The sequence below is a fragment of the Pseudomonas sp. ASL4 genome, from assembly GCF_056680395.1.
On sequence record NZ_CM155280.1, the window covers coordinates 6,405,332 to 6,430,672 of the forward strand.

At 59.4% G+C, this 25,341-nt stretch carries 27 protein-coding genes; 16 read left to right on the top strand and 11 right to left on the bottom strand.

Features of this window, described 5'->3' with window-relative positions:
* Nucleotides 1-89: 89 nt before the first annotated feature.
* Complete coding sequence (lapD, locus tag AC1MEW_RS29350) at nt 90-2,030, top strand: cyclic di-GMP receptor LapD (protein ID WP_480424532.1); 1,941 nt, start codon at nt 90-92, stop codon at nt 2,028-2,030.
* Nucleotides 2,031-2,230: 200 nt separating this feature from the next.
* Here the strand turns inward: lapD and AC1MEW_RS29355 are convergent, their stop codons facing one another.
* A complete protein-coding gene (locus tag AC1MEW_RS29355) occupies nt 2,231-2,824 on the bottom strand; it encodes a tRNA-uridine aminocarboxypropyltransferase (protein WP_201255340.1) in 594 nt (197 codons plus the stop codon).
* Between the two features lie 13 nt (nt 2,825-2,837).
* Nucleotides 2,838-3,734 (bottom strand): LysR family transcriptional regulator, encoded by an 897-nt coding sequence (locus AC1MEW_RS29360; RefSeq protein WP_201201626.1) that lies wholly within the window; start codon nt 3,732-3,734, stop codon nt 2,838-2,840.
* A gap of 389 nt (nt 3,735-4,123) precedes the next feature.
* Here AC1MEW_RS29360 and speB point away from each other — a divergent pair, with 389 nt between their 5' ends.
* The 6 genes from speB to AC1MEW_RS29390 all read left to right on the top strand — a co-directional run bounded on the left by speB (nt 4,124) and on the right by AC1MEW_RS29390 (nt 9,800).
* Nucleotides 4,124-5,074, top strand: a complete 951-nt coding sequence (gene speB, locus AC1MEW_RS29365) for an agmatinase (RefSeq protein ID WP_123515356.1) — start codon at nt 4,124-4,126, stop codon at nt 5,072-5,074.
* 9 nt (nt 5,075-5,083) lie between these two features.
* Nucleotides 5,084-5,506 carry a YybH family protein gene (locus AC1MEW_RS29370; RefSeq protein ID WP_201201625.1) on the top strand — a complete coding sequence of 141 codons (423 nt, stop codon included), beginning with the start codon at nt 5,084-5,086 and terminating at the stop codon, nt 5,504-5,506.
* 54 nt (nt 5,507-5,560) lie between these two features.
* Nucleotides 5,561-7,078, top strand: coding sequence for a purine-cytosine permease family protein (locus tag AC1MEW_RS29375; RefSeq protein ID WP_480424533.1), 1,518 nt, complete (start codon nt 5,561-5,563; stop codon nt 7,076-7,078).
* 228 nt (nt 7,079-7,306) lie between these two features.
* Nucleotides 7,307-8,686, top strand: coding sequence for a sodium:solute symporter family protein (locus tag AC1MEW_RS29380; RefSeq protein WP_322270797.1), 1,380 nt, complete (start codon nt 7,307-7,309; stop codon nt 8,684-8,686).
* A gap of 82 nt (nt 8,687-8,768) precedes the next feature.
* Nucleotides 8,769-9,494, top strand: coding sequence for an MBL fold metallo-hydrolase (locus AC1MEW_RS29385; protein WP_480424536.1), 726 nt, complete (start codon nt 8,769-8,771; stop codon nt 9,492-9,494).
* A gap of 54 nt (nt 9,495-9,548) precedes the next feature.
* Entirely contained in the window at nt 9,549-9,800 is a 252-nt protein-coding gene (locus tag AC1MEW_RS29390; protein ID WP_480424538.1) for an acyl carrier protein, read from the top strand.
* 212 nt (nt 9,801-10,012) lie between these two features.
* On the opposite strand, the gene AC1MEW_RS29395 is transcribed toward AC1MEW_RS29390, so the two are convergent.
* Both AC1MEW_RS29395 and ptrR read right to left on the bottom strand, forming a co-directional pair.
* A complete protein-coding gene (locus AC1MEW_RS29395; RefSeq protein WP_007914492.1) occupies nt 10,013-10,141 on the bottom strand; it encodes a PA1414 family protein in 129 nt (42 codons plus the stop codon).
* A gap of 139 nt (nt 10,142-10,280) precedes the next feature.
* Nucleotides 10,281-11,174, bottom strand: coding sequence for a putrescine utilization regulator PtrR (gene ptrR / locus AC1MEW_RS29400; protein WP_201201616.1), 894 nt, complete (start codon nt 11,172-11,174; stop codon nt 10,281-10,283).
* 103 nt (nt 11,175-11,277) lie between these two features.
* On the opposite strand from ptrR, the gene AC1MEW_RS29405 reads away from it, so the two are divergent.
* Nucleotides 11,278-12,456 carry an MFS transporter gene (locus AC1MEW_RS29405; protein WP_480424540.1) on the top strand — a complete coding sequence of 393 codons (1,179 nt, stop codon included), beginning with the start codon at nt 11,278-11,280 and terminating at the stop codon, nt 12,454-12,456.
* Here the strand turns inward: AC1MEW_RS29405 and AC1MEW_RS29410 are convergent.
* From AC1MEW_RS29410 to AC1MEW_RS29425, 4 genes are all read right to left on the bottom strand, one after another.
* Nucleotides 12,401-13,333, bottom strand: coding sequence for a DMT family transporter (locus tag AC1MEW_RS29410; RefSeq protein WP_201201612.1), 933 nt, complete (start codon nt 13,331-13,333; stop codon nt 12,401-12,403). The genes AC1MEW_RS29405 and AC1MEW_RS29410 overlap by 56 nt on opposite strands.
* Nucleotides 13,334-13,594: 261 nt before the next feature.
* Complete coding sequence (locus AC1MEW_RS29415) at nt 13,595-15,040, bottom strand: NCS1 family nucleobase:cation symporter-1 (RefSeq protein ID WP_480424541.1); 1,446 nt, start codon at nt 15,038-15,040, stop codon at nt 13,595-13,597.
* A gap of 386 nt (nt 15,041-15,426) precedes the next feature.
* Nucleotides 15,427-15,819: a DUF2177 family protein gene (locus tag AC1MEW_RS29420; protein ID WP_322270793.1), complete on the bottom strand. Its 393-nt coding sequence runs from the start codon at nt 15,817-15,819 to the stop codon at nt 15,427-15,429.
* A 120-nt stretch (nt 15,820-15,939) separates the two neighbouring features.
* Nucleotides 15,940-16,776, bottom strand: coding sequence for a CvfB family protein (locus AC1MEW_RS29425; RefSeq protein WP_201201609.1), 837 nt, complete (start codon nt 16,774-16,776; stop codon nt 15,940-15,942).
* 352 nt (nt 16,777-17,128) lie between these two features.
* On the opposite strand from AC1MEW_RS29425, the gene AC1MEW_RS29430 reads away from it, so the two are divergent.
* From AC1MEW_RS29430 to AC1MEW_RS29440, 3 genes are all read left to right on the top strand, one after another.
* A complete protein-coding gene (locus tag AC1MEW_RS29430) occupies nt 17,129-17,317 on the top strand; it encodes a hypothetical protein (protein WP_017337097.1) in 189 nt (62 codons plus the stop codon).
* A 208-nt stretch (nt 17,318-17,525) separates the two neighbouring features.
* The gene (locus AC1MEW_RS29435) at nt 17,526-18,245 is read left to right on the top strand and encodes a TorF family putative porin (RefSeq protein ID WP_322270792.1); all 720 of its coding nucleotides are present in this window, start codon (nt 17,526-17,528) and stop codon (nt 18,243-18,245) included.
* Between the two features lie 80 nt (nt 18,246-18,325).
* A complete protein-coding gene (locus tag AC1MEW_RS29440) occupies nt 18,326-19,195 on the top strand; it encodes a DUF6279 family lipoprotein (RefSeq protein WP_480424543.1) in 870 nt (289 codons plus the stop codon).
* A gap of 98 nt (nt 19,196-19,293) precedes the next feature.
* On the opposite strand, the gene AC1MEW_RS29445 is transcribed toward AC1MEW_RS29440, so the two are convergent.
* On the bottom strand, nt 19,294-19,686 hold the full coding sequence (locus AC1MEW_RS29445; RefSeq protein WP_480424544.1) for a transcriptional regulator: 393 nt from the start codon (nt 19,684-19,686) through the stop codon (nt 19,294-19,296).
* Nucleotides 19,687-19,864: 178 nt separating this feature from the next.
* Between AC1MEW_RS29445 and AC1MEW_RS29450 the strand changes: the two genes are divergently transcribed.
* On the top strand, nt 19,865-20,599 hold the full coding sequence (locus AC1MEW_RS29450) for a DUF899 domain-containing protein (RefSeq protein ID WP_201255728.1): 735 nt from the start codon (nt 19,865-19,867) through the stop codon (nt 20,597-20,599).
* 138 nt (nt 20,600-20,737) lie between these two features.
* On the opposite strand, the gene AC1MEW_RS29455 is transcribed toward AC1MEW_RS29450, so the two are convergent.
* Nucleotides 20,738-21,643, bottom strand: a complete 906-nt coding sequence (locus AC1MEW_RS29455; protein WP_480424545.1) for a LysR family transcriptional regulator — start codon at nt 21,641-21,643, stop codon at nt 20,738-20,740.
* A 103-nt stretch (nt 21,644-21,746) separates the two neighbouring features.
* On the opposite strand from AC1MEW_RS29455, the gene AC1MEW_RS29460 reads away from it, so the two are divergent.
* The 4 genes from AC1MEW_RS29460 to AC1MEW_RS29475 all read left to right on the top strand — a co-directional run bounded on the left by AC1MEW_RS29460 (nt 21,747) and on the right by AC1MEW_RS29475 (nt 23,613).
* Nucleotides 21,747-21,911 (top strand): hypothetical protein, encoded by a 165-nt coding sequence (locus AC1MEW_RS29460; protein WP_201255730.1) that lies wholly within the window; start codon nt 21,747-21,749, stop codon nt 21,909-21,911.
* Between the two features lie 20 nt (nt 21,912-21,931).
* The gene (locus AC1MEW_RS29465) at nt 21,932-22,207 is read left to right on the top strand and encodes a hypothetical protein (RefSeq protein WP_201201600.1); all 276 of its coding nucleotides are present in this window, start codon (nt 21,932-21,934) and stop codon (nt 22,205-22,207) included.
* Nucleotides 22,208-22,417: 210 nt separating this feature from the next.
* Complete coding sequence (locus AC1MEW_RS29470; RefSeq protein WP_480424548.1) at nt 22,418-23,002, top strand: papain-like cysteine protease family protein; 585 nt, start codon at nt 22,418-22,420, stop codon at nt 23,000-23,002.
* Nucleotides 23,003-23,013: 11 nt separating this feature from the next.
* Nucleotides 23,014-23,613: a hypothetical protein gene (locus tag AC1MEW_RS29475; protein ID WP_201201596.1), complete on the top strand. Its 600-nt coding sequence runs from the start codon at nt 23,014-23,016 to the stop codon at nt 23,611-23,613.
* A gap of 227 nt (nt 23,614-23,840) precedes the next feature.
* On the opposite strand, the gene AC1MEW_RS29480 is transcribed toward AC1MEW_RS29475, so the two are convergent.
* Nucleotides 23,841-25,187 carry a DEAD/DEAH box helicase gene (locus tag AC1MEW_RS29480; protein ID WP_480424549.1) on the bottom strand — a complete coding sequence of 449 codons (1,347 nt, stop codon included), beginning with the start codon at nt 25,185-25,187 and terminating at the stop codon, nt 23,841-23,843.
* Nucleotides 25,188-25,341 lie beyond the last annotated feature (154 nt).

Consider the following 25,341-nt stretch of genomic DNA (forward strand, 5'->3'; position numbering starts at 1 on the left):
TCTTGCAGTCGGCGTCGTCCAGGATGGCCAATGCTCCGACGACGGTTAGCAGTAGGCGACGGCTAGCCGCCTCAGCAAGGAGCGTGTTTATGTCACTGCGCAAACAACTGTTTCTCGCCATTTGCCTGTTTCTGCTGGTGGCGTTCAGCGGCAGTTTTTTTGTCGGCCTGGAGAACTCCCGCGAGCAGATGCTCGGCCAGTTGCGCTCCCACGCCCAGGATGCCGCTACCGCGTTGGGGTTGTCGCTGACGACGCAGATAGACGACCCGGCGACGATGGAACTGATGGTCAGCTCGATTTTCGACAGTGGCTATTTCAGTAGCATCCGGGTGGTCAACATCATCGATGAACAAGTTCTGGTAGAACGTGACGCACCGGCGAAAATCAACGGTGTGCCCGACTGGTTTGTCAGTCTGGTAAACCTGCACCCGCAAGGGGGCGACGCATTGATCATGCGCGGCTGGGAGCAAGCGGCTCGGGTCGAAGTGTTGAGCAATCCGCAGTTCGCCCTGGCCAAATTGTGGGACAGCACACTCGGCAGCCTGGTCTGGTTGCTGCTGTGCGGGCTGCTTAGCGCGATGTTCGGCGGCTGGCTGCTGCGCCGGCAATTGCGCCCGCTGGACAAGATGGTCAAGCAGGCCGAAGCCATCAGTAAACGGGAGTTTCTCAGCCTGCCGAAACTGCCACGCACGCCTGAATTGAAACGAGTGGTGCTGGCCATGAACCAGATGGTCGAGAAGCTCAAGGCACTGTTCGCCGAAGAGGCTGCGCGCAGTGAAAAGCTGCGGGCTGACTCCTACCAGGACAGCCTGACGGGGCTGGCGAACCGGCGCTTGCTGGATGAGCAATTAGCCGACCATTTGCTGATCAGCGAACAGAGCAGCGACGGCCACTTGCTGATGGTGCGGATCAACGATCTGGCGGGGCTCAACCAGCGCCTGGGCGGCCAGCGCACCGACGCGTTGATTGGCGCCGTCGGCGAACTCCTGAAACGCCTGACGCAACTCCCGGAGCGGCGCACCTGGCTGGCGGCGCGCAATCGCGGTGGCGAGTTCAGTCTGCTGACCCCAGGCCTGGACGACAAAGACGCCGCACGCCTGTGCGCCGAGATCAGCGCGACCCTGGAAAACCTGCGCCTGACCGGCGCCAGCGACAGCATGCCGGTGGCGCACCTGGGCATCGTCGCCTACCAACCGGGCGAACCGGCCGGCGACGTCCTGCTGCGCCTTGATCAGGCCTTGACCCAGGCTCAGCAGCACCCCGAGCGGCCGTGGGCTCATCTGGATCATTCCACCACCGAGCCGAACCAGTCCCAGCACGACTGGCGTACCTGGATCGACGACGCCCTGACCCACGGCAAATTGCAACTGTATTTCCAACCGGTGGTGCAATGCGCCGACACCAGCCAAGTGCTGCACCACAAGGTACTCGCACGCCTGCTCGACCCCGAAGGCAAGGCGATTGCTGCCGGGCACTTCCTGCCGTGGATCGAACGCCTCGGCTGGTCGGCACGATTCGACCTGGCCATGCTTGAGGCCACCCTCGACTACCTCGCTGTCAACCGCTGGCCCCTGGCGTTGAGCCTGTCCGGCAGCAGCCTGCGTAATACAGAGTCGTTGCAACTGCTCCTGCAATCGCTCGACTCCCTGCCGGAACTGGCGCCGCTGCTGACCCTGGAAATCGACGAACGCCAACTGCCGCCCCCGGACGAGTTGCAGCGCCTGAGCCATAGCTTGCTCAACACCGGTTACCGCATCGGGTTGCAGCATTTTGGCGGGCGTTTTAGCCAGATCGGCAATTTGACTCAACTCGGGCTCGCGTACCTGAAGATTGATGGGAGCTATATTCGCGGGATTGATGAGCAGAATGATAAGCGGCTGTTCATCGAGGCGATTTTCCGGGCGACTAACAGCATTGATTTGCCGTTGATTGCGGAGATGGTCGAGACGCGGGGGGAGTTGGAGGTGATCAGGGAGCTTGGGTTGTTTGGGGTGATGGGGCGGTTGATTGGGCCGCCGGAGCCTATGTGAGTATCCGTCAGTTGCACCGCGTCATCGTTCTTCGCGAGCAGGCTCGCTCCCACAGGGAATGATGTCGGACACCTGCTCAAACCGGCGCTCAAGGCCCGGACTGAGGCGATGCGGGAAAGAAAAGATCAAAAGATCGCAGCCTTCGGCAGCTTCTACAGAGATCGGCGTAGGAGCTGCCGAAGGCTGCGATCTTTTCGCTGTTAACCACCGTGATTTTTTTGGTAAGTCTCCTCCCCCATCGCCGCAATCTGCCCCTCGATCAACGCCTCAAACGGTTTTAACAACGGCTCAAACGTCATCGGCGCCTCGAGTGTCTGCAACGCCTGCACAATCGCCTCCACCGTCGACAACGCCCCCGGCCCCGGCGCCTTGCGCAACCGATAGCGCGACACACCTCCATCCAGCAACGTCACTCGGGGCAACGCCGCCAGCAACGGATTAAGGTGCAGCATCTTGCGCGCCTTGCGCCAGGTGCCGTCCGGAACCACCAGCAGCAGCGGTTCATCGGATGCAGCGTAAGCCTGCAATGGCCGCGCCTCTTCGGCAGGAAACAACAACCGCGCCTGATAGCCCGGCCGGTTCAACAGCGCCGGCAAATCCTCGAACACTTCACCCACGATCAACTCGGCATTCTGCAATCCCAACGCCGCTAGTCGTGCGGTGTTCAGCGCATGGTTCACTTCGCTGGGATGCTGCAACAGCAACACCCGGGTGCGGCTGTCGAGGCTCGGGATCAGCGGACACAGGCAATGGGTTTGTGGGCGCAGGCAGCGCGGGCATTGGATTCTGGACATGCTTGCTTTTCCTTTAAGCAGCCGGGTTGAGCTGTGCTTTGAGCAAGTCGCGGAAGGTCTGGATCAGCGGTTCGCGGCTTCGGCCACGGCGCACGATCATCGAAAACGGTGCCTGATAGCCGAACGTCGCCGGCAGCAACACCCGCAGATCGCCCTTGTCGGCCCAAGCCTGGGCGTAGTGCTCCGGCAGGTAGCCGATGTAGGCGCCGGACAACACCAGAATCAGTTGGGCTTCCATACTTTCCACGGTGGCGGCGCTGTGTTTGAAGCCGTGACGCGCCAGTTCCGCCTGGCTCCAGTAACCGCGCCCGACCATGCGTTGCTGGGTGATGACTTGTTCGGGAATCCGCCGTTCGGTGAACAGCGGATGCCGACTGCTGCAATACAGCCAGTGCTGTTCGCGGTACAGCGGCATATAGACCAGCCCGCTCATGCGTGTGGAAAACGCACCGATGGCCAGATCGAGGCGGTTGTCCTGCACGCCGAGTTGCAGTTCGTAAGGGCTCATCACCGACAAGTGCAAATGCACGGCCGGGTGTTCCTGGGTGTAGGCGCCGATGGCTTCGGCGAAAGGCAACGCCTTGTCGCTGACGGTGGAATCGATGACGCCGAGGTTCAGCGTGCCGCGCAGTTCGCCCTTTAGCGCTGCCGCGTATTGTTCGAAGCCTTCGAGCTCGCCCAACAGACGCAGGGTTTCCTGGTGGAACAACTCGCCCTTGCTGGTCAGGCTGAAACCACCGCGACCACGATGGCAGAGCACCAGGCCAAGCGCGGCTTCGAGCTGGCTCATGTAAGTGCTGATCGCCGAGGTCGAGAGGTTGAGCTCTTGCTGGGCGTTGGCGAACCCCTGATGACGGACCACGCTGACGAAGATGCGTAATAGTTTCAGGTCGGGTAAAGCGTTGGCCATGATTGCTCCAGTTTCAGGAAAACACGCAGTGCTCGTCACGATTCAGATCACTGTGGCGAGGGGGCTTGCCCCCGTTGGGTCGCGAAGCGGCGCCAAAACCATTCACCTCGTTGTATCAGAGAGAATGCATGCATCAGTTGACGACTGCTGCGCAGCCGGACGGGGGCAAGCCCCCTCACCACAGGAGCTCCCTCGCCACAGGGTCCTGCGTGTGGACAGAAGTCTATCGCCGTCATCACCATTAGTTTAGAAAAATCTGAACTAAGTATTTGCCCATAGCGATTCTTCCCGCCCACTACATTTCGCAGAATCGCCGCCACAAGGTTCGCCCGTGTCTCCCCGACCGGTGCAACCAACATAAATAAAACAACGACGATGAGGCCTTACCCGTGGACAAGATTCTTCACCAACCACTGGGCGGCAATGAAATGCCGCGCTTCGGCGGCATCGCCACCATGATGCGACTTCCCCATTTGCCTACCGCTGCCGGCCTGGATGCTGCCTTCATTGGCGTGCCGCTGGACATCGGCACCTCGCTGCGCCCCGGCACCCGTTTCGGACCCCGCGAAATCCGCGCTGAATCGGTGATGATCCGCCCGTACAACATGGCCACCGGCGCTGCACCATTCGATTCCCTGTCGGTCGCTGACATCGGTGATGTGGCAATCAACACGTTCAACCTGCTGGACGCCGTGCGGATCATCGAAGAGTCCTACCACAGCATCCTCGAACACGATGTGATCCCGCTGACCCTAGGCGGCGACCACACCATCACCCTGCCAATCCTGCGTGCGATCCATAAAAAGCACGGCAAGGTCGGCCTGGTGCACATCGACGCCCACGCCGATGTGAACGATCACATGTTCGGCGAGAAAATCGCCCACGGCACCACCTTCCGTCGCGCTGTCGAAGAAGGCCTGCTGGACCCGGACCGCGTCGTGCAAATTGGTCTGCGCGCCCAGGGCTACACCTCCGAAGACTTCAACTGGAGCCGCAAACAAGGCTTCCGCGTTGTTCAAGCCGAAGAGTGCTGGCACAAATCCCTGGCACCACTGATGGCCGAAGTTCGCGAGAAAGTCGGCGGCGGTCCGGTGTACCTGAGTTTCGACATCGACGGCATCGATCCGGCTTGGGCACCTGGCACCGGCACCCCGGAAATCGGCGGTCTGACGACCATTCAGGCGATTGAAATCGTCCGTGGCTGCCAAGGCCTCGACCTGGTCGGCTGCGATCTGGTAGAAGTCTCGCCCGCTTACGACACCACCGGCAACACCTCGCTGTTGGCTGCCAACCTGCTGTACGAAATGCTCTGCGTACTGCCTGGCGTGGCCCACCGCTGAGGATTGGTCATGAACGAACGCGATCAGGTTCTGAAAGCTGCCGCCGACCTGGTGACAGCCTTTACCCGTAACGATCGCGAAGCCTACTTCGGTGCGTTCAGCACCGACGCGAGCTTCGTGTTCTACACCCTCGAACAGCCCCTGCTGTCGCGCGATGCCTATCAGGCGTTGTGGGACAACTGGCGCGCCGAGGATGGCTTTGAAGTGCTCTCGTGCACCTCGAGCAACGCCTTCGTCAGCCTGCAGGGTGACGTGGCGATTTTCATCCATGACGTAGCCACCGAGCTGCGCATGCAAGGGGAGCAACACTTCAGCCAGGAGCGCGAGACGATTGTTTTCAAGAAACAAGCGTCTGGCCAAGAACAACAAGGCCATTGGCTGGCCTGCCACGAACATTTGTCCGCAATGCCGGAAGGGCTGCCATCCCCTTAGCCAAACAGGTGACGCTCACGCACGATGAGCGCGCCTTTATGATCGGAGCTGATCATGAATAAAAACAACAAAGACAAAGACCAAAGCCTTACGCAAATTGAAACCTACGGGGTCGAACAGATCCCGGACAGCGAACGTACCGCAGGCCCGACGGATTTGTTCCGGATGATCTTCGGCGGTTCCAACACCTTTGCCACCGCCGTGCTCGGCAGTTTCCCGGTGCTGTTCGGTTTGTCTTTCCAGGCCGGTGTCTGGGCGATTGTGCTGGGCGTGTTGCTGGGTTCGCTGATCCTCGCGCCGATGGGCCTGTTCGGCCCGATCAACGGCACCAACAACGCCGTGTCCTCCGGCGCGCACTTCGGTGTGCACGGGCGGATCGTCGGTTCGTTCCTGTCGCTGTTGACCGCCATCGCCTTCTTCTCGCTCTCGGTGTGGAGTTCAGGTGATGCGCTGATCGGTGGTGCCAAACGCCTGATCGGCTTGCCGGAAACCGACCTGACACTGGGCCTGGCCTATGGTCTGTTCGCGATTCTGGTGCTGACGGTGTGCATCTACGGCTTCCGTTTCCTGCTGTGGGTCAACAAGATCGCGGTGTGGAGCGCCAGCCTGCTGTTCCTGCTGGGCATCTTCGCCTTCGCCGGGCCTTTCGATGTGAACTTCGCCGGCACCGTCAGCATGGGTCAACCGGGCTTCTGGGCCGCGTTCATCGGTGCTGCGCTGGTGGCGATGAGCAACCCGATTTCCTTCGGTGCGTTCCTCGGCGACTGGTCGCGCTACATCCCGCGCGATACACCAAAAGGCCGGATCATGGCGGCTGTGGTGATTTCGCAGATCGCGACCTTCATCCCGTTCCTGTTCGGCCTGGCCACCGCGACCATCGTGGCGATCAAGGCACCGGACTACATCGCGGCCAACAACTACGTCGGCGGTCTGCTGGCGGTGTCGCCGAACTGGTTCTTCCTGCCGGTGTGCATGATTGCGGTGATCGGCGGCATGTCCACCGGCACAACCTCGTTGTATGGCACCGGGCTGGACATGTCCAGCGTGTTCCCTCGGCTGCTGTCGCGGGTCAAGGCGACGTTGCTGATCGGCGTGATGTCGATTGCCTTCATCTTCATCGGGCGCTTTGCGGCGAATCTGGTGCAGAGCGTGTCGACCTTCGCCGTGCTGATCATCACCTGCACCACGCCATGGATGGTGATCATGATCATCGGCCTGGTCGTGCGCCGCGGCTTCTACTGCCCGGATGACCTGCAAGTGTTCACCCGCGGCGAGAAAGGTGGCCGCTACTGGTTCACCCACGGCTGGAACTGGCGTGGCCTGGGTGCCTGGATCCCGAGTGCGTTGGTAGGTTTGTGCTTCGTGAACCTGCCGGGGCAATTTGTGGGTGTGCTGGGCAACCTGGCCGGCGGTATCGACATCAGCCTGCCGGTGACCCTGGGCCTGGCGTCGCTGGTGTACCTGGCGTTGTTGAGCCTGTTCCCGGAATCGCGGGAAGTGTTTGGCCCGGACGATGTACGCAGCAAGGGCACGGATTCGCTCGCTAAACCGGCGATGCGCCAAGCCGCCTGATAAACAAAACATGCTGATGTGGTGAATACCTGTGGCGAGGGAGCTTGCTCCCGCTCGACTGCGCAGCAGTCGCAAAACAGGCGATTGGGTTTCCCCTGAAGAAACTCGGTTGCGGAATTTGGGGCTGCTTCGCAGCCCAGCGGGAGCAAGTCCCCTCGCCACAAAAGCCCGCATCACAGCAATGCTATTCAGCCTCACCATAAAAAAGACAATCGGAGACACGCCATCATGGCACTGGATTTAACCGTCGTACTCATCTACGCCGCCGCGATGCTGTTACTCGGCTACTACGGCATGCGCAAAGCCAAGACCAACGAAGACTTTTTGGTCGCCGGTCGTAACCTCGGCCCGAGCCTCTACATGGGCACCATGGCCGCCACCGTACTCGGCGGCGCGTCCACCGTTGGCACCGTACGCCTGGGCTACGTCCATGGCATCTCCGGTTTCTGGCTGTGCGCCGCACTGGGTTGCGGGATCGTCGCGCTGAACCTGTTCCTCGCCAAACCGCTGCTGAAACTGAAGATCTACACCGTTACCCAGGTGCTGGAAAAACGCTACAACCCGATGGCCCGCTCGGCGAGCGCGGTGATCATGCTGGCGTACGCGCTGATGATCGGCGTGGTCTCGATCCTGGCCATTGGCACCGTGCTGCAAGTGCTGTTCGGCCTGCCGTTCTGGATTTCGGTATTGCTCGGTGGTGGCGTGGTGGTGATCTACTCGGCCATCGGCGGCATGTGGTCGCTGACCCTGACCGACATCGTCCAGTTCGTGATCAAGACCGTGGGCCTGATGTTCATCCTGTTGCCAATCTGCCTGTACCGCGTCGGTGGTTGGGATCAGTTGGTGTTGAAACTGCCGGCGAGCGCCTTCAGCTTCACCACCATCGGCTGGGACACGATCATTACCTACTTCATGATCTACTTCTTCGGCATCCTGATCGGTCAGGACATCTGGCAACGGGTGTTCACCGTCAAGAGCGCCAAAGTGGCTCAGGTCGCCGGTACATTCGCAGGCTTCTACTGCATCCTTTACGGACTGGCCTGCGCCCTGATCGGCATGGCCGCTCACGTACTGATTCCGGACCTGGACAACGTCAACAACGCCTTCGCCGCCATCGTTAAGCTGTCCCTGCCGGACGGTATCCGTGGCTTGGTAATTGCCGCGGCACTGGCTGCGATGATGTCCACCGCCAGCGCCGGCCTGCTCGCCGCTGCCACCACCCTGACCGAAGACCTGCTACCGAAACTGCGCGGCGGTAAACAGTCGAGCCTGGGCATGAACCGTCTGTTCACCCTGCTGACCGGCCTGGTGGTGCTCGGCATCGCCCTGGTGGTCAACGACGTGATCAGCGCCCTGACCCTGGCGTACAACCTGCTGGTGGGCGGCATGCTGATCCCGTTGATCGGTGCGATTTTCTGGAAGCGCGCAACCACCGCCGGCGCCATCGCCAGCATGGGCATGGGCTTCGCCACCGCGCTGGTGTTCATGTTCAAGGACGGTCTGGACGCCAACACGCCGATCTATTACAGCCTCGGCGTAGGTCTGGTGAGCTTTGTGCTGGTCAGCCTGATGTCCCGTCGCCCGGCAGTGGTGGCTAGCGCCGCCTAAGCTGAACATAACGACTTGATGCTTTCTTCGACGGGTGTGGCGTCGGTTGCCACACCCGTTTTTTTTCGTCTGGAGAAAACTTATGAAGATCGTCAGCCGCGATCAGTGGTTCGAGGTCAAACAGCTCAGTGACGGCATTCGCCTGATTCACGAGCCTTACATCCGTCCCTTCTACCGCTGCAACCTCTGGCACATCCAGGGCCGCGACAAGGATTTGCTGCTGGACAGCGGCTCGGGGCTGGTGAGCCTGCGCGAGCAACTACCGTGGATCACCGAGCGGCCGCTGGTGGCGGTGGCCAGCCATTGCCATTTCGATCATATCGCCGGGCATCACGAATTTTCTGAACGACTGGTGCACCCGGCCGAAGCGCAGATTCTCGCTGCGCCCAACGGCGAGAACACCTTGAGCACGGCGTTTGTCGGCGACGAGATGTTCGAGGCGCATCCCGATTGCCCGCTGTGTTACGCCGAATACCGGGTCAAAGCCGCGCCGGCCACGGGCATGATTGAAGAAGGCGATGTGCTGGACCTGGGTGATCGCGTGCTGCAAGTGCTGCACACGCCGGGGCATTCGCCGGGTGGTATCAGCCTGTATGAAGCGGCAACCGAGACGCTGTTCAGCGGCGACATCATCTACGACGGGCCGCTGATCGAAGACGCCTACCACTCCAACCTCGACGACTACGCCCGCAGCCTGCAACGCTTGCATGCGTTGCCGATCCGCACGGTACATGGCGGGCATTTCGGGAGTTTTTCCGGGGAGCATTTACGCACGATGATTGACGAGTGGCAGCGCTCGCACGGCTGAAGCCTGCTGTACTCAGCGCAGGGACAACAACAATAACGCCCTCGAAGAGCGACCATGAAAAGAGCTGCCGTTCGTGCTGCTGTGCATCACTTTATCAGCCGCCTGCTGGAAGATCGGAAGGACTTCGACGACCACGTCAGCCTGGCGCAGTTGGGATTGGATAAAGAAGATATCGAGGAGCTGATCTTCCATCTGGAAGATGAGCTGGGGTTGACCGCGTTTACGGCGGAGGAAGACCGGATGCTCAAGACCGCCAGGACAGCGAATGATTTGAGTCGGTTTTTAGTGAAGATCGGGAGGGATTGAGAGGGGTTGCCAAATACACCCGAAATCTCTGGCAAGGGCCGCTTTTGTGGCGAGGGGGCTTGCCCCCGTTGGGCTGCGGAGTAGCCCCAAAACCATTCACCCAAGTTGAATCAGATTGACCGAGGCAGCCGATTTACGACTGCTACGCAGCCGGACGGGGGCAAGCCCCCTCGCCACAACAAGCCCACTTGCCGCAGGCTCCGTTCTGGCAGTTACCGGCGGCGCTGCTGGCGTCGACGCTGTTCGTCGTCAGTGCGAATAGGCACAGGTTGCAGAGGCGGTTCGATCAAACCGAGTGCGACACCCAGGTCATGCAGCCAGTTTTGGATTTTCTCTTTCATGGTGCCCCCTTCAGGGTAGTGCCGAGTGGCCGGAATTCTGTAGCCACTTCGCACTGATAATAGTCCGAAGTCCTACGCAATGCTCGCCCAAGATCGCAATGATCTGTTACTGAATTGATCCAAATAGCTGACCGTTAGTTCAAGCCGTCGCCCGAGCCTGACTCGGCAGCGCCGGATAGACCGCTTGCTGCTGCTCAAGCCACGCGTTCAAGTTCGCCCCGAGCATGCCTTTACGCCACATCAGCCACGTGGTGGCGCTGGCAAATGGCTCGGCCAGCGGGTGCACCGCCACGCTTTCTCGACCCGGCAGGCTGGCGAGCATCGACTCCGACATCAACGCCACGCCGGAGCCAGCGATCACACAGGCGAGCATCCCCGGATAAGACTCGATCTCCATCGCCCGGCCCATGGCCGCGTGGTAATGGGCGAACCAGGCCTCCAGGCGCATCCGGTAGGAACAACCCTGCCGGAAGGTGAACACTGAACGCCCTTCCACATCCAGCGCACTGTGGATCGGCGGGTGATCGGCCTCGCTGATCAACACCAGCCGTTCGTCGCAAAACGGCACGCCGTCGAGGCCCGCGAGTTCCAGCGGACCGTCCACCAGTGCCGCATCGAGACGCCCGGTGAGCAAACCTTCGAGCAATTCGCCGCTGGGACCGGACTGCACTTGCAGGTTCACCGCCGGGTACGTGCGGTGATAGCGCGCCAACAGCCCCGGAAGGTGGATAGCCGCCGTGCTGTACATGGTGCCAAGCACGAAGTCACCGGCCGGTTGCCCGCCCTGCACCGCCGCGCTGGCTTCGTCGTGCAGGGCAAACAGCTTGGCGGTGTAATCCAGCAGGACTTTTCCCGCAGGCGACAACTGCAAACGCTGACGCTCGCGAAGGAAAAGTTCGACACCGAGTTGCTCTTCCAGTTGTTTGAGCCGAGTCGACAGATTCGACGGCACCCGGTGCAGGCGTTCGGCAGCCCGAGTGATCGAGCCCTCTTGCGCCACAGCCTGGAAAATCCGCAATTGGCTGAATTCCACACCATTCTCCAATACAGAACAAGTTACTCACTATTATTCATTTTAAAAGAAAGTCAATCAGTCCTAGCCTGACGGTCATTGATCCTCGAATGGAATTCAGACCATGTCCCCTCTGATTCGCTTAATCGCCAGCTTCATCGCCCTGATGATGGCCATGGGCATCGGGCGTTTCGCCCTGACGCCACAACTTCCGCACCTGCTCAGCGAAGGGCAGATCGACCTGACCGCCGCCGGTCTGATTGCAGCGGCCAACTACCTCGGCTATTTCGTCGGTGCAGTGGACGCGATGTTCTCGCGCCGCCCCGAGCAAGTCCGCCGGCGCCTGCTCGGTGGCTTATGGCTCTGCGTGCTGCTGACCCTCGCATCGTTCTGGGCCAACGGCTTCTGGTCTCATCTACTGCTGCGCTTCGGCACCGGCGTCGCCAGCGCCTGGGTGTTGGTGATGATCACCGCATTGAGCCAGCCACTGGCAGCCGCGGCCGGTCGTCCACGGCTTGGCGCGCTGGTGTTTGCCGGACCGGGGTTGGGGATTTTTCTGACGGGGTTGCTGGCCTTGGGCTCGAACCTCCTCGGGCAATCCTCCGCGACCTTGTGGCTGGTGTATGCCGCTGTCGCGCTGGTGATGCTGCTGGTCATCCTGCCGTTCCTGCCACAATCGACTGCCGCAGCACCAACACCGACGGCCAATACATCAGGCAATCAAGGCATCGGCCGTTTAGGGGTGATCTACGCCTTGTACGGTTTGGGCTACATCATCCCGGCCACGTTTCTCTCGCAAATGGCCAACGCGCAGTTCCACGGTCAGTGGATGGCCGATCTGTTCTGGCCGTGCTTCGGTCTTGCGGCGGCCATCGGGGTCGTACTGGTGAGTTTGCGCCGGCACAACCCGAACGCCACGCGGCACTGGCTGATGGCAACGTTATGGCTACAAGCTGCCGGGGTTTTCGCCTGTTTGCTGGGCAGCGGCCCGGGCCTGGCGTTGGGCGTGATCCTCTGCGGCACGCCGTTCCTGGCCTGCATGCAATTGGTGATGCAACGCTCCCGGGAACTGGCACCCCACGCCACCCAGCGCAACGCCGGGCTGCTGACCGCGTGCTTTGCCGTGGGTCAGCTCAGCGGGCCGTTGCTGGCCGCATTGAGCAGCCATTTCAGTGGCGGTTTGCAACCCGCGCTGGTGATCGCCGGAAGCGGTTTGCTGATCGCCGGCGGTTTGCTGCTGGGCCCACTCACTGCTGGCCGAGGGCTTTGCGCAAACGACGGCGCACCCACTGTTCAGCGCTGACAAACGTGATGCCGAGCAGCACCAGCACCGCGCCGACCACAAAGTTGAGGCTCAGGTCTTCACCCAGCAACACCACGCCGAACGTGACGCCGAACAGCGGCGTCATGAACGAGAACACCGCAAGGTTCGCCGCCAGATAACGGCGCAACAGCCAGAACCAGGTCAGGTAACTGAAGAACGACACCACCAGGCCCTGGAACAGCACACTGGCCACCGCCACGGTGGTCAGGCTGACGTGGGTCACCTGGCCGCTAAGGATGGCGATCAGCAACAGGCCGACAAAACCGACGATCAGTTGATAGAACAGGGTCAGGGTCACCGGCGCTTCCGACAGGCGCGAAGCACGCACCACCACGGTGGTCGCACCCCAACTGGCACCGGCCAACACGCCCAAGGCATCGCCCATCAACATGCGGTGGTCGAGGTTGTCCCAGGACACACCGCCGGCAAACGCGATGGCGATCCCGACGAATGCGAGAAAAATCCCCAACCATTGCACCGGCCTTAAACGCTCACTCGGCAACAGCCAGTGAACGCCCAACGCGGTGAAGATCGGTGCGGTGTAGAGAAACACCGACATGTGCGCAGCGGTGGTCAGTTGCAGGCCTTCGGAAATGAAGAAGAACTCCAGGCCAAACAGCGCACCGGCCAGTAGTCCACCGCGCCAGGTTGTGCTGACCTGATCCCAACCGCCCTTCCAGCAGATGAGAAGTCCTACAAGCAACGCAGAAATACCCGAGCGCCCGGCAGCCTGCATGACCGGCGCGATGTCGGGCGCTGCCCACTTGATCATCACTTGTTGCACGCCCCAGATCAGGCACAGCCCGATCATCACTTGCAGGGCAAATTTATCGGCGCTACGCCGGGTGGCGCTCACCGGAACACCTCGACAACACAATCCATGGCAGTGACTCGACAGTAAAAGCAAAGCCCCCGACTCAAGGTCGGGGGCGAAAAATTATGCTGTCGATTATCAACCAGGTGGCCAGAAAATGCCGCCTGCCAGAGACCTTTAAATTCCCTGTGGGAGCGGGCTTGCTCGCGAAGAGGCCGTGTCAGTTAATAGAAATGTCTACTGACACACCGCTTTCGCGAGCAAGTCGAATCGTCGCACCGCCGCTCCCACAAGGGGATTGCGTTATCCCGCCGTGGCGACCACTGCTGCTTGCTGGGTCTGCTCGCGCCAAGCCAAAAGGAAGTAAATCGCCCCGCCCAGGAAGCATCCGGTAAACCAGGCGAAGTTGGCCATCGGTTGCAGGACCGGGGTGAAGGTAATCGCCACGCCCAACAACGTTGCAGGAATCAGCGCCTTGACCGCCGTCCAGTTGACCCCGCCGCTGTAGTAATACTTCCCGCTGGGACCATCATTGAACAGCGCGTCCACATCGATCTGCTGCTTTTTGATCAGGTAGTAATCCACCAGCAGAATCCCGAACAACGGCCCGATAAACGCCGCGAGTACATCGAGGGTGTAATGGATCACGTCGGGGTTGTTGAACAGGTTCCACGGGGTGATGAAGATCGACGCCACCGCAGCGATCATGCCACCGGCACGCCAGCTGATTTTGCTCGGGGCGACGTTGGCGAAGTCGAACGCCGGGGACACAAAGTTGGCGACGATATTGATGCCGATGGTGGCGGTCACGAAAGCAAACGCACCGAGCAGCACCGCTACGCTGTTGTCGATGCGGGCCACGGTGGCGATCGGGTCGTGGAGCATTTCACCGAACACCGGCAAGGTGCCTGAGACGATGACCACCGTCACCAGCGAGAACGCCAGAAAATTCACCGGCAAGCCCCAGAAATTGCCCCGGCGCACGTCCTTCATGCTGCGGCAGTAGCGACTGAAATCACCGAAGTTCAGGGTCGGCCCGGAAAAGTACGACACCACCAACGCCGTCGCGACGATGACTTGTCCGAAAGCCTCCCAGCCGGACAGGGATTTTTCCGCGAGGGTGAAGCTGATGTTGCTCCAGCCAGCCTTCCAGACGATCCAGCCCGCGAGCATGAACATCACGCCATAAACCACCGGCCCTGCCCAATCGATAAAGCGGCGGATCGATTCCATGCCGGTCCAGAACACCAGCGCCTGAACGAACCACAGGCTGAGGAAACCGAACCAGCCGAGGTAGGACAAACCGGCGAAATGCGGTTCGGCGTACGCCGCCATCGTAGGAAAAAACCGCAGCACAACGATGATCAGTGCACTAGACGCCAAATATGTCTGAATCCCATACCAGGCGACTGCGATAAGGCCGCGGATGACCGCAGGAATATTCGCCCCGAACACCCCGAATGCGAGTCGGCAAATTACCGGGTAAGGCACCGCCGCTTGCTGGCTTGGTTTGGCGACCAGGTTAGCGATCAATTGCACGATGCAGATCCCGCCGAGCAAGGCGATCAACACCTGCCAACTGGCCAGCCCGAGGGCGAACAGGCTGGCGGCGAACACATAACCACCGACGCTGTGCACGTCGCTCATCCAGAAGGCGAAGATGTTGTACCAATTCCATTTCTGCGGCAGCGGCCCCAAGTCCTGGTTATACAGGCGTGGGCTGTAGCCGTTGGGCACTTGCTCGGTCATCGCGGGGCTCCTCGTCAGTACAGGCGCGGCCCCCGGGATTGATGTGGCGACCACACTGCGTACGGGAGCTGGCATGGTTTGTATACGGGTTGCTACGCAGAATGCGTGCCATAGGTGTGAAAGCTGTGACAGAGCTGGCTTTCAGTCCGGAACATGGACTGATTTCAAAATCATATAGGAAGGGAAATTGCCCATGAACAGGGCGCTAGCGCCTGCAAACAGTGCAGGATTTTCTGTATACAACTGGAAGGGAGTGACTGCTATGCAGTCAATCACGAGCAGGCTCGCTCCCACAGGGATTTATGTGGAATGAAGAACTTAGGCCAAATACAGATCCGCTGTGGGAGCGGGCTTGCTCGCGAAGGCGTCATTGCAAACAACTCAGATCACGGCGCCTTGCGCGCAACCCAATACCCGACCGTGCATGCAATGCAGGTGGCCAAGGTGCCCCACGCCATATCCATCACCGCCAACTGCGCCGACCAGCCGTTCAGCGTCGCCCAGTTACTCAAGTCATAAGTGCCGTAAGCCACCAACCCCAATAACGCGCCCATCCGCGCAGCTCGCTGCCAGGTACTCGCGGGCAATACCACGAACACCACACAACCGATTACATAAAGGAGATAGAACACCGCTGCCGGAACCAGCAGCGGTTGATCGAGCATCAGGGGTCCGAGCAGCGCCCGGTAAGTCGGGGCCATCAACACGCCGAGCCAGAGGCCGTCGAGCAGGAGAAACGCCAGCAAGGTGCCGGCGTAGGCGAACAAGGCTTTTTTCATAGCACCCGACCTCATGTGAACTCCGTGTAGGAGCTGCCGCAGGCTGCGATCTTTTGACTTTATAAGATCAAGATCAAAAGATCGCAGCCTTCGGCAGCTCCTACAGGAGCCGATGCGAGGTCAGCTTAGTTCAATGCGATCCGCATGAATGACGATCTGGCCGTTCTTGTACAACGCGCCGATAGCCTTCTTGAAGTTGCCTTTGCTGACGCCGAACATACTGCTGATCAGGGTCGGATCGCTCTTGTCGCTGATCGGCAACGTGCCGTTGTTGTCGCGCAGCTTGGCGAGGATCTTCGAGTTCAGGCTGGTGGCGGCTTCTTCGCCGACCGGTTGCAGGCTCAGGCTGATCTTGCCGTCGGTACGGACTTCTTTGATAAAGCCCTTCTCTTCTTTACCGGCGCGCATGAACTTGAAGATTTCATTCTTGTGAATCAGGCCCCAGTGCTTGTTGTTGATAATTGCCTTGAAGCCCATGTCCGTGGCTTCGGCAACCAGCAAATCAACTTCCTGGCCCGGGGTGTAGCTGGCCGGGGTCTTGTCCAGGTAACGGTCCAGACGCGCGGTCGCAGTGATGCGGCGGGTGTGCTTGTCGAGGTAGACGTGCACCACCACATATTCGCCGGCGGTCATCTGGCGTTTTTCTTCGGAGTACGGCAGCAACAGGTCCTTCGGCAGACCCCAATCCAGGAACACGCCGATGCTGTTGACTTCAACGACTTTCAAACTGGCGAATTCACCGACCTGAACTTTCGGCGTTTCGGTAGTTGCGATGAGTTTGTCATCGCTGTCCAGATAAACAAAAACGTTGAGCCAGTCTTCATCTTCGCTGGGAATATCTTTGGGGATATAACGATTAGGCAGAAGGATTTCACCATCCGCGCCACCGTCCAGATATAAACCGAAGTTAGTGTGTTTAACCACTTGCAAACTGTTGTAGCGCCCGACTAAAGCCATTTCCAATACCCTCATTGCGTGGGCGGCATTCTACCCGGTTTTACGGGCTGCGCTCGCCGGCCAGCCCGGTGGCGCGAGAAAATCCTCCGAAGGCCTTAATTTTCCTGGGTTTTGGCGCCAGGCTCGCGGCCGCTCGTCAGACTGACCTGGCGCCAATGGCCATCATCCGTCGAGCCGAAGGCGCTATTTTCCCAGCTGTCTTCTTATTTAAAACAGCAGCTTAGCCGGGTATTTCGAACAATAACTTGTGAATAATCGAGTGATGGCCCAGGTTATTTCAGGGGGATATTTACCAAGCAATTGTCAAGTATTTCCTGTACGATGCCTGGCCAAGTTAATTTTCTACAGGTTAATGGCCGCCATGCGTGTAAAAGCATCCAACAGCAAAGCAAAGCCAGCTCCAGCCGTTGAAACCAGCGAATCGATCAACAACCAGATTGCTGCGTTCCTCAAGTCCGGCGGTGAAATCCAGCAAATTGCCAAAGGCGTCAGCGGCCAGACATTCGGCCCGTCCAAGCAAATCACGCTCGGCAAAAAGTAACACGGTGCTTTAACTGGTCCATAAGCGCTTTGAGCTTCGAAGCGCTTGGACTGGAACCCTCCCGCAACACCCCGAAAAACCCATCAATATTCCAAAAATCGACGAACGGCCCTCGATGCCGAGCATTCGCCGGTATGCTTGCACACGTCTAGATTAAGCGTTTCAGCAGACTTTGATGACTGCTCCCTCGCTGATCATGGAGTGACGCATGTTCAAACCCTCCTGTTTATTGCTCTGCAGCCTTCTGCTGTCGTGCCCGGTTGCCAATGCGCAAATCTTCCAGCGCGAACTGGGCGACTTCGACCTCAAACTCGGCACCACTCCCAGCCGCAGCATGGCTCAGGGGTTGGTCAAGCCCGCCAGTACCGGCTCATTCCATGGCGGCCTCGACTTGAGCCATGACAGCGGATTCTACGTCGGCCAATGGTCACCAAGCGCAGGGTTGACCCCGGGCAGTAACCTCGAAGTCGATTCCTACATGGGCTTTAAACAGCCTTTCGATCACACCCTCGGCTACGAAGTCGGCATGATCCATTACAGCTATCCAAAACTGGACACGCTCGACAGCCAGGAGCTGTTCGGTGGCTTGACCTTCCTGGGCAGCCGTTTCGGCGCAGCCTTCAGCGACGACCCGGACAAACAGAACAGCACCGTGTTTGCCGATCTGGGTGGCAATCAGCCGTTCGGAATCGGGATCAGCCTGAAATACACCACCCACCAGCTCAATTCACCGGTCTCCGTCGACGGAGGCTCGGTCAGCAGTTTCAACGATTGGTCGTTGCAACTGTCCCGTGCGTTCATGGGGGTCGACCTGAACCTGATCTACAGCGATTCCAACCTCAGCGGCAGTGAATGCTCCGCCTACTCAGGGCACAACAGCCAGTGCGATGGGCTAGTGACCCTCAAGGCTGAACGCAGCTTTTATTGATCGGCTTGAACTGCCGGGCTTATCTTGCGTTCACATAAAGACCCTCATCAAAGAAGCCAGGCCTTCGCAAGGACTCGCCCATGTCGCGCTGGTTTAAACACATTGCCGTCCTGATTACCCTCTCCCTCGCCCTCGGCGCATGTAGCCGCGTGGGGCTGGCGTACCGCAATCTCGACGTGATCATTCCGTGGACGCTCAGCGACTATCTGGACATGAACGGCGAGCAAAAAGGCTGGTTCAACGAGCGCCTCAAGGAGCATCTGAGCTGGCACTGCACGACCCAACTGCCGGGCTACCTGGATTGGCTGGACCGTTTGCAGGCCATGGTCGAGACCAATCAAGTCACTGACGAAGCGCTGCAGGCCCGCACCCAGGAAGCCAAAAAAGCCATCGCCCAGACCGCTCGGGAAATAACCCCATCCGCCATCGAGTTGTTGCAGGGGCTGGATGACCAGCAGGTGGCAGAGATGAACGATGCCTTCGCCAAGGACCAGCGCAAACGTCAGGAGGAATACCTCAAGCCGTCCCTTGATCAGCAAATCAAGGAGCGTGGCGTGCGCATGGACAAACGTCTGAACGACTGGCTCGGCCCGCTCAGCCCCAGTCAGCAACAACGGGTTGTGGCCTGGTCGAACGCCTTGAGTGACCAGAATCAGCAATGGATCGCCAACCGCGTCCATTGGCAAAAACAGTTCAGTGCGGCAGTCGCGCAGCGCCATAGTCCAGAATTCCCACAGCGAATCGAGACACTTCTGGTCAATCGCGAGAGTTTGTGGACAGCGGATTACCGCTTGGCCTACGCCAACACCGAGGCTCAAGCGCGGGGGTTGCTGGTGGATTTGATGGCCGAGAGCACACCGGCTCAGCGTCAGCGGTTGTTGAAGAAGATTGATGGGGTAAGGAAGGACTTCACTGATTTGAAATGTTTGAAGGCGGTGCAGCAGGGGTAAAAACAAGATCAAAAGATCGCAGCCTTCGGCAGCTCCAGTGTTTTGTGTACACCTGTAGGAGCTGCCGAAGGCTGCGATCTTTTGCTGTTTGCAGGAAGTCAGGCAATCTGTGCCTTCGACGCCACCTCATCAAACGTCACGTCATCCAGCGCATCCGCCTGTTCATCCAGCACCTGGCGCGGATGGTCATTGCCCGGAATGCTGCTGTCGATCAGGCTCAACAAACTCGAGCCACGAGGCGTCAAAACGAAGTTCTCGCCATTTCCCCCCTCGTCCTCAGGTCGCGATGCGATAAAGCCACGATCCAGCAGCAACTTTTCGTACTCGGTGGCGATCACTTTCAGGTGGTCGAGGTTGCCAATTAGCTCGCCCTCTTCCGCCTTTTCCGCCGAAAGCTGTTCAGCGTAGGGCCTTGGAGTAAAGCTATGGCCGGCACTGTTCTGCACTTCGTGCAGCAAGCGTTCAATCAAATCCCAGTTATAAGTCGTCATCCTGATTCAACCTCCAAAGCCAGTGAGTGTGATGGCCTTCATAGGTTGTGACCGACACGGCGGGAAGCCGTTCAGCCGAGGTTTTGAACGGCACCGATCGGCGGTATGTCGAATTTTGCATAGGTCAAACGACTAGGCTGTGTACGTCGCCTCCCAGCACCGCGCAGGAGAAACCCCCATGAACATTCAGAATCATCCGGTCGTATCGCGAGAAGAATGGCTCGCCGCCCGCAAACAACACCTGGCCAACGAAAAAGCCTTCACCAAGGAACGCGACAAACTCAGCGCTGAGCGTCGCGCCCTGCCCTGGGTGAAAATCGACAAGGACTACCGCTTTCAAAGCACCCATGGCGAACAGAAACTGGCCGACCTGTTCGGCGGTCGCAACCAGTTGGTCATCTACCACTTCATGTTCGCCCCAGGCTGGGATGAAGGCTGCCCCGGTTGCTCGTTTTTGTCCGACCACATCGACGGTGCCAACCAGCACCTGGCCCATCATGACGTGGCAGTAGTGGCGGTTTCCCACGCACCGCTCGCCGAATTCCAGGCCTTCAAGCAACGCATGGGCTGGAAGTTCGACTGGGTATCGTCCGAAAACAGCGACTTCAACTACGACTTTGGCGTGTCGGCCCGAGCCGAAGAGGTCGCCGCAGGCACGGCTACCTACAACTACGAAAAATCCGACGGTGCCGAAGAAGAACTCCCCGGCCTCAGCGTGTTTTATCGCAACGACGCCGGCGACATCTTCCACACCTATTCCACCTACGCCCGGGGCCTGGACATGTTGGTGGGCGCCTACAACTACCTGGACCTCACGCCCAAGGGCCGCAATGAAGAGGAAATCATGGAGTGGGTGAGGCATCACGATCGGTATGAAAGCAAATCGCCCTCTAGCTGCTGTCATGGGGGATAAGCCCGGGAGATCGAGGCACGGCTATTCGCGAGCAGGCTCGCTCCCACACTGGAATGTGATCCCCCGTGTGCAAGCCTGCTCGCGATGACTGACCACCATTTAAACTCGATGGTGACTGATGCACCGCTATAGCAAGTATCAGGAATCCGGCCGCAAAGGCTTCTTCACAAAGTCCAGAAACGCCCGCAGCGCCGGGGCCATTTGCCGCTGACTTGGGTAGTACAGGTAAAAACCCGGAAAGGCTGGCGTCCAGTCCTGAAGCAGATGGACCAACCGGCCAGCGCTAATGTGCTCTCGAACCTGATGCTCAAACAGATACGCGATGCCCGCACCTTCAAGCGCGACGCGGGTGAGCATTTCCGGCTCGGTGACCACCAGCGGGCCGTTGACCGAGATCGCGAGCCGTTCGCCTGCACGCTCGAACTCCCAGCGATACAGGCTGCCGTCGGTGGGCCAGCGATAGGACAGGCACTGATGCTCGCTCAAATCGTGAGGCGTGTGCGGCGTGCCGAATTGCTCAATGTACGCCGGGGACGCCACGACCATCATTTCCAGGTGCCCACTCAGTTCCACGGCGATCATGTCCTGATCGAGGCTTTCTCCTAGCCGGATACCTACGTCGAAACCGCCAGCGACCATATCCACCAAACGCTCGTCGGTAACGATGTCGAGGCTCACGCCGGGGTAGGTGTTCAGGAACGGGCCGATCAGCGGCGCCAGGTAATGAATGGCCGCGACCCGTGGCGCGTTGATGCGCAGGCGCCCGCTCGGCGTATCCGGTGTTTGCGTAACGCCGGCCAGGGCCGCGTCCACCTCGTTGAGGGCCGGTTGCAGCCGCAGCAGCAACCGCGCGCCGGCATCGCTGGGCGACACGCTGCGGGTGGTGCGGTTGAGCAGGCGCACGTCCAGACGCTCCTCCAGTTGCCGGATGGTCTGGCTCAGCGCCGACGCCGACATGCCCAAATGAGCCGCCGCCCGCACGAAACTGCCGTGCTCGACCACCGCGACAAAGGCCCGAAGCTGGGCGTATTCACTGCCTCGCATTATGTATGGGTTCCTTAATAAGTCGTCCGGATACTAACGCATTATCAAAGCAATCCCCTGCCGCAATACTGGATCTGTGTTCAAAACAGCAGGAAGACGACGGATGGGCAGATTTACCGGAAAACGCATTTTGATTACTGGCGGCACCCGTGGCATCGGCCTGGCGGGAGCGCTGCGGATTGTTGAAGAAGGCGGAACGGTGGCGGTGACCGCTACGATCAATGAACTTTTCCCATCCTCGAACCCTCAACCGGATAACCCGCCTTAACCGGAACTGAGGCCTAGTCTATGAAAGCCCTGCTGAAACTCACCCTCGCCGCGACCCTCGCCTGCGCCCTCCCCGTTTGGGCTTGCACGCCAGAGGAAGCCACCGCCAAGCGCGAACAACTGGCCCAGGAAGTGGCCAAGCTCACGCAACAGAATCCGAAGAAGGCCAAGGAGATCAACGATGAGTTGCAGAAGATGGACTTGGGCACGGCCAGCGCGGATCTGCCGGACAAGTGCCAGTTGATCGATCAGCGTTTGAAGGAACTGGATGCGGCGGGCAAAAAGGCTGAGGGTTAACAGGCAAGATCAAGATCACGATCTTTCGAACTGGAATTTGCATTAGTGCATTTAATTATTTGCATAAACGCATATACAGGCCTAAGGTCACCTCGAGCCCGAGATCGGAGCCGCCATCAAACAGGGCAAACCGCACACGCCGATCGCTCAGCAACACCGCTACACACCCACAAGCTGGACGCTTGTTTTCACTCATGGAGGATTGAAAAAATGTTAACCACTGAAGCAACGCAATTCATCGGCGAGACACTGCCAAGGTGCCTGACCGGTCATCTGCTTAACCCGCAATTGTCCGACGTCGAATCGGCTGCACCGCTCAAGGCGTCGGCCGCTGCCAGCCTCAACTTCACGATGCAGAAGCAAACCCAGACCAACTGGTGCTGGGCGGCCGTTTCCGCCTCGGTCGGCAACTATTACGGCACCGGGTCCTGGACCCAATGCGGCGTTGCCACCGCTGCGCTGGACCGCAACTGCTGCAATCAACCGGGGCCGTGCAACGTTTACGGCTATCTGGATTCAGCGCTGACGATCACGCGCAGTTTCAACGGTATGAATCAAGGTTCGCTGCAGCTGTCGGCTATCGAAAACCAGATCAACATGGGCCGACCGATCGGCTTGCGTTGTGCCTGGTACGGCGGCGGTGCGCACTTTCTGGCGATCTATGGCACCAATGGCAACTACCTGCTGATCGCGGATTCCATCTACGGTTACTCGACCCGAGCGCTGAATGCATTCCCCGGTTCGTACAACGGTGGCGGCAACTGGACCAACACTTACTTCACCCGTAAAAACTAGGAGGGCACATCATGCAACTGACTTATCCAAAGGCGCCTTCCAACGGCGTGCAGACACTGCGTCCGGCGCTTCAAGCCGCCCTGCAATCCCAAGGCTTCGGCGTTAATCGCCAGTTCGCCAGCGCGACGGCCAGCAAGATTAGCCTCAGCGAAGCCTACCGCGGCTACTCGCTCAGCCTGGAGGACCTGACCCAAGGCAAAGGCCTGAAAGACGCCAAGGTTGGCGATTGGCATTACCTGGTGTTTTCCGGTGGCGTGACCATTGCCGATGCACAACTGGCGGAAGTCCGCGGCCATGTCGAGTTCTCCTCGCTGAACCACGGGGCCATGGCGGCCGCCACGGTCGCTGCGTTAAAACTGGCAGAGCAATCGCCGCAACTGCAGGGTAAAACCGTTGAACTGCGGGTGCTGTTTGTTTCGGCAGTTCACCTGGTCGCGATCTGGCTGCATGCCGACAGTGAAGACGTGCTGATCCCGATTGAGCCGACGCCCAAGGAGCTGGCGGTCACTCAGTTGTACAGCGAAGCCAAGCTGCTCGCCCGGCTCAAGCCAGCGGCTGATCAAGCCAAGCAACGCTTTGATGCAGACACCAGTGGGCTATTGGGGAGCTGACAAACGCTGGCCATAAAAAAACCCGGACACTGTCCGGGTTTTTTATTGGAATGCTGCGGGTAATACCAGTCAACCTGAAGCAACACTGAACCTGTGGCGAGGGAGCTTGCTCCCGTTGGACTGCGCAGCAGTCCCTTTTTTAGGGCCGCTGCGCAGCCCGGCGGGAGCAAGCTCCCTCGCCACAGGTTTGCACTCGCCAACTGACGAGCGTCGGTCGTTACGCTGCGTTATTCAGCAGCAGGCGCTTCCGGCTTGCGGCGCTTGAGCGGCGCCATGCCGTCCTTGCTGACCAGCGACAGAGCGTCGGTCTTCGGACGGTTAGCGATCTTGCGCTTGGTCGGTGCCTTGGCGCCGGTTTTCTTCTTGTCGCCTTTGGCGTCGACTTTTTTCTTCTTCACGCCAACGGCTTTGCCCGAAGCCTTGACCTTTTTCGGTCCGCCGTAGGTGCCTTTGACTTCCTTGATGGTGCGGCGCTCGAAGCTCTGCTTGAGGTAGCGCTCGACGCTCGACATCAGGTTCCAGTCGCCGTGGCAGATCAGCGAGATGGCCAGGCCATCGTTGCCGGCACGCCCGGTACGACCGATGCGGTGAACGTATTCGTCGCCGCTGCGCGGCATGTCGAAGTTGATCACCAGGTCCAGGCCTTCCACGTCGAGGCCGCGAGCGGCGACGTCGGTGGCAACCAGGATCTTCACGCCGCCCTGCTTCAGGCGGTCGATCGCCAGTTTGCGATCCTTCTGGTCCTTCTCACCGTGCAGCACGAACGCTTTGTATTCCTGCGCCACCAGGCGGCCGTAGATACGGTCGGCCATGGCCCGGGTGTTGGTGAACACGATGGCCTTCTGATAGGTCTCGTTGGCCAACAGCCAGTTCACGATCTGTTCTTTGTGCTGGTTGTGGTCAGCGGTGATGATCTGCTGACGCGTGGTCGCGTTCAGGTCGCTGACGTTGTTGAGCTGCAAGTGCTCAGGGTTGTTCAGGATCTTGGCGACCATGTCGCGCAGGCCTGAACCACCGGTGGTGGCGGAGAACAGCATAGTCTGCTGACGGTTGGTGCACTCTTCCACCAGACGTTGCACGTCTTCGGCAAAACCCATGTCGAGCATGCGGTCGGCTTCGTCGAGCACCAGCACTTCGACTTCTTTCAAATCGAGGTTGCCGGCGTTCAGTTGCTCGATCATCCGGCCCGGCGTACCGATCAGGATGTCCGGCACCTTGCGCAGCATGGCGGCCTGGACCTTGAAGTCTTCACCGCCAGTGATCAGGCCGGACTTGATGAACGTGTACTGGGCGAAGCGCTCGACTTCCTTGATGGTCTGCTGGGCCAACTCACGGGTCGGCAGCAGGATCAGGGTCTTGATGCTGACGCGGACTTTCGCCGGGCCGATCAGACGGTTGAGGATCGGCAAAACGAAAGCAGCGGTTTTGCCGCTACCGGTTTGCGCTGTCACCCGCAGGTCACGCCCTTGGAGCGCCAGCGGAATAGCCGCTGCTTGCACTGGCGTTGGCTCGACAAATTTAAGCTCGGCCACGGCTTTGAGCAGGCGTTCGTGCAGGGCGAATTGGGAAAACACGGGTGCTACCTCGAAGAAATACAAAAAAACAGCTGCATAGGGTAACGGTTTCGAGCGCCGAGGCCGAGTTTCTTTATGCAATCGACAGTAAACAGTGGCTTTTTTGTTGCCTGATTTGTCTCCAAACCTCATCGGCAACGTCTTAAATGCTCTA

Coding starts and splice junctions, on each gene's coding strand:
- AC1MEW_RS29405 (WP_480424540.1), top strand. CDS start 11,278: ATGTCCCCTCTGATTCGCTTAATCGCCAGCTTCATCGCCCTGATGATG.
- lapD (WP_480424532.1), top strand. CDS start 90: ATGTCACTGCGCAAACAACTGTTTCTCGCCATTTGCCTGTTTCTGCTG.
- AC1MEW_RS29360 (WP_201201626.1), bottom strand. CDS start 3,734: ATGGCCAACGCTTTACCCGACCTGAAACTATTACGCATCTTCGTCAGC.
- AC1MEW_RS29435 (WP_322270792.1), top strand. CDS start 17,526: ATGTTCAAACCCTCCTGTTTATTGCTCTGCAGCCTTCTGCTGTCGTGC.
- AC1MEW_RS29370 (WP_201201625.1), top strand. CDS start 5,084: ATGAACGAACGCGATCAGGTTCTGAAAGCTGCCGCCGACCTGGTGACA.
- AC1MEW_RS29455 (WP_480424545.1), bottom strand. CDS start 21,643: ATGCGAGGCAGTGAATACGCCCAGCTTCGGGCCTTTGTCGCGGTGGTC.
- AC1MEW_RS29425 (WP_201201609.1), bottom strand. CDS start 16,776: ATGGCTTTAGTCGGGCGCTACAACAGTTTGCAAGTGGTTAAACACACT.
- AC1MEW_RS29465 (WP_201201600.1), top strand. CDS start 21,932: ATGAAAGCCCTGCTGAAACTCACCCTCGCCGCGACCCTCGCCTGCGCC.
- AC1MEW_RS29430 (WP_017337097.1), top strand. CDS start 17,129: ATGGCCGCCATGCGTGTAAAAGCATCCAACAGCAAAGCAAAGCCAGCT.
- AC1MEW_RS29420 (WP_322270793.1), bottom strand. CDS start 15,819: ATGAAAAAAGCCTTGTTCGCCTACGCCGGCACCTTGCTGGCGTTTCTC.
- AC1MEW_RS29415 (WP_480424541.1), bottom strand. CDS start 15,040: ATGACCGAGCAAGTGCCCAACGGCTACAGCCCACGCCTGTATAACCAG.
- AC1MEW_RS29380 (WP_322270797.1), top strand. CDS start 7,307: ATGGCACTGGATTTAACCGTCGTACTCATCTACGCCGCCGCGATGCTG.
- AC1MEW_RS29475 (WP_201201596.1), top strand. CDS start 23,014: ATGCAACTGACTTATCCAAAGGCGCCTTCCAACGGCGTGCAGACACTG.
- AC1MEW_RS29375 (WP_480424533.1), top strand. CDS start 5,561: ATGAATAAAAACAACAAAGACAAAGACCAAAGCCTTACGCAAATTGAA.
- AC1MEW_RS29445 (WP_480424544.1), bottom strand. CDS start 19,686: ATGACGACTTATAACTGGGATTTGATTGAACGCTTGCTGCACGAAGTG.
- AC1MEW_RS29470 (WP_480424548.1), top strand. CDS start 22,418: ATGTTAACCACTGAAGCAACGCAATTCATCGGCGAGACACTGCCAAGG.
- AC1MEW_RS29390 (WP_480424538.1), top strand. CDS start 9,549: ATGAAAAGAGCTGCCGTTCGTGCTGCTGTGCATCACTTTATCAGCCGC.
- AC1MEW_RS29395 (WP_007914492.1), bottom strand. CDS start 10,141: ATGAAAGAGAAAATCCAAAACTGGCTGCATGACCTGGGTGTCGCACTC.
- AC1MEW_RS29355 (WP_201255340.1), bottom strand. CDS start 2,824: ATGTCCAGAATCCAATGCCCGCGCTGCCTGCGCCCACAAACCCATTGC.
- AC1MEW_RS29460 (WP_201255730.1), top strand. CDS start 21,747: ATGGGCAGATTTACCGGAAAACGCATTTTGATTACTGGCGGCACCCGT.
- AC1MEW_RS29450 (WP_201255728.1), top strand. CDS start 19,865: ATGAACATTCAGAATCATCCGGTCGTATCGCGAGAAGAATGGCTCGCC.
- AC1MEW_RS29440 (WP_480424543.1), top strand. CDS start 18,326: ATGTCGCGCTGGTTTAAACACATTGCCGTCCTGATTACCCTCTCCCTC.
- AC1MEW_RS29385 (WP_480424536.1), top strand. CDS start 8,769: ATGAAGATCGTCAGCCGCGATCAGTGGTTCGAGGTCAAACAGCTCAGT.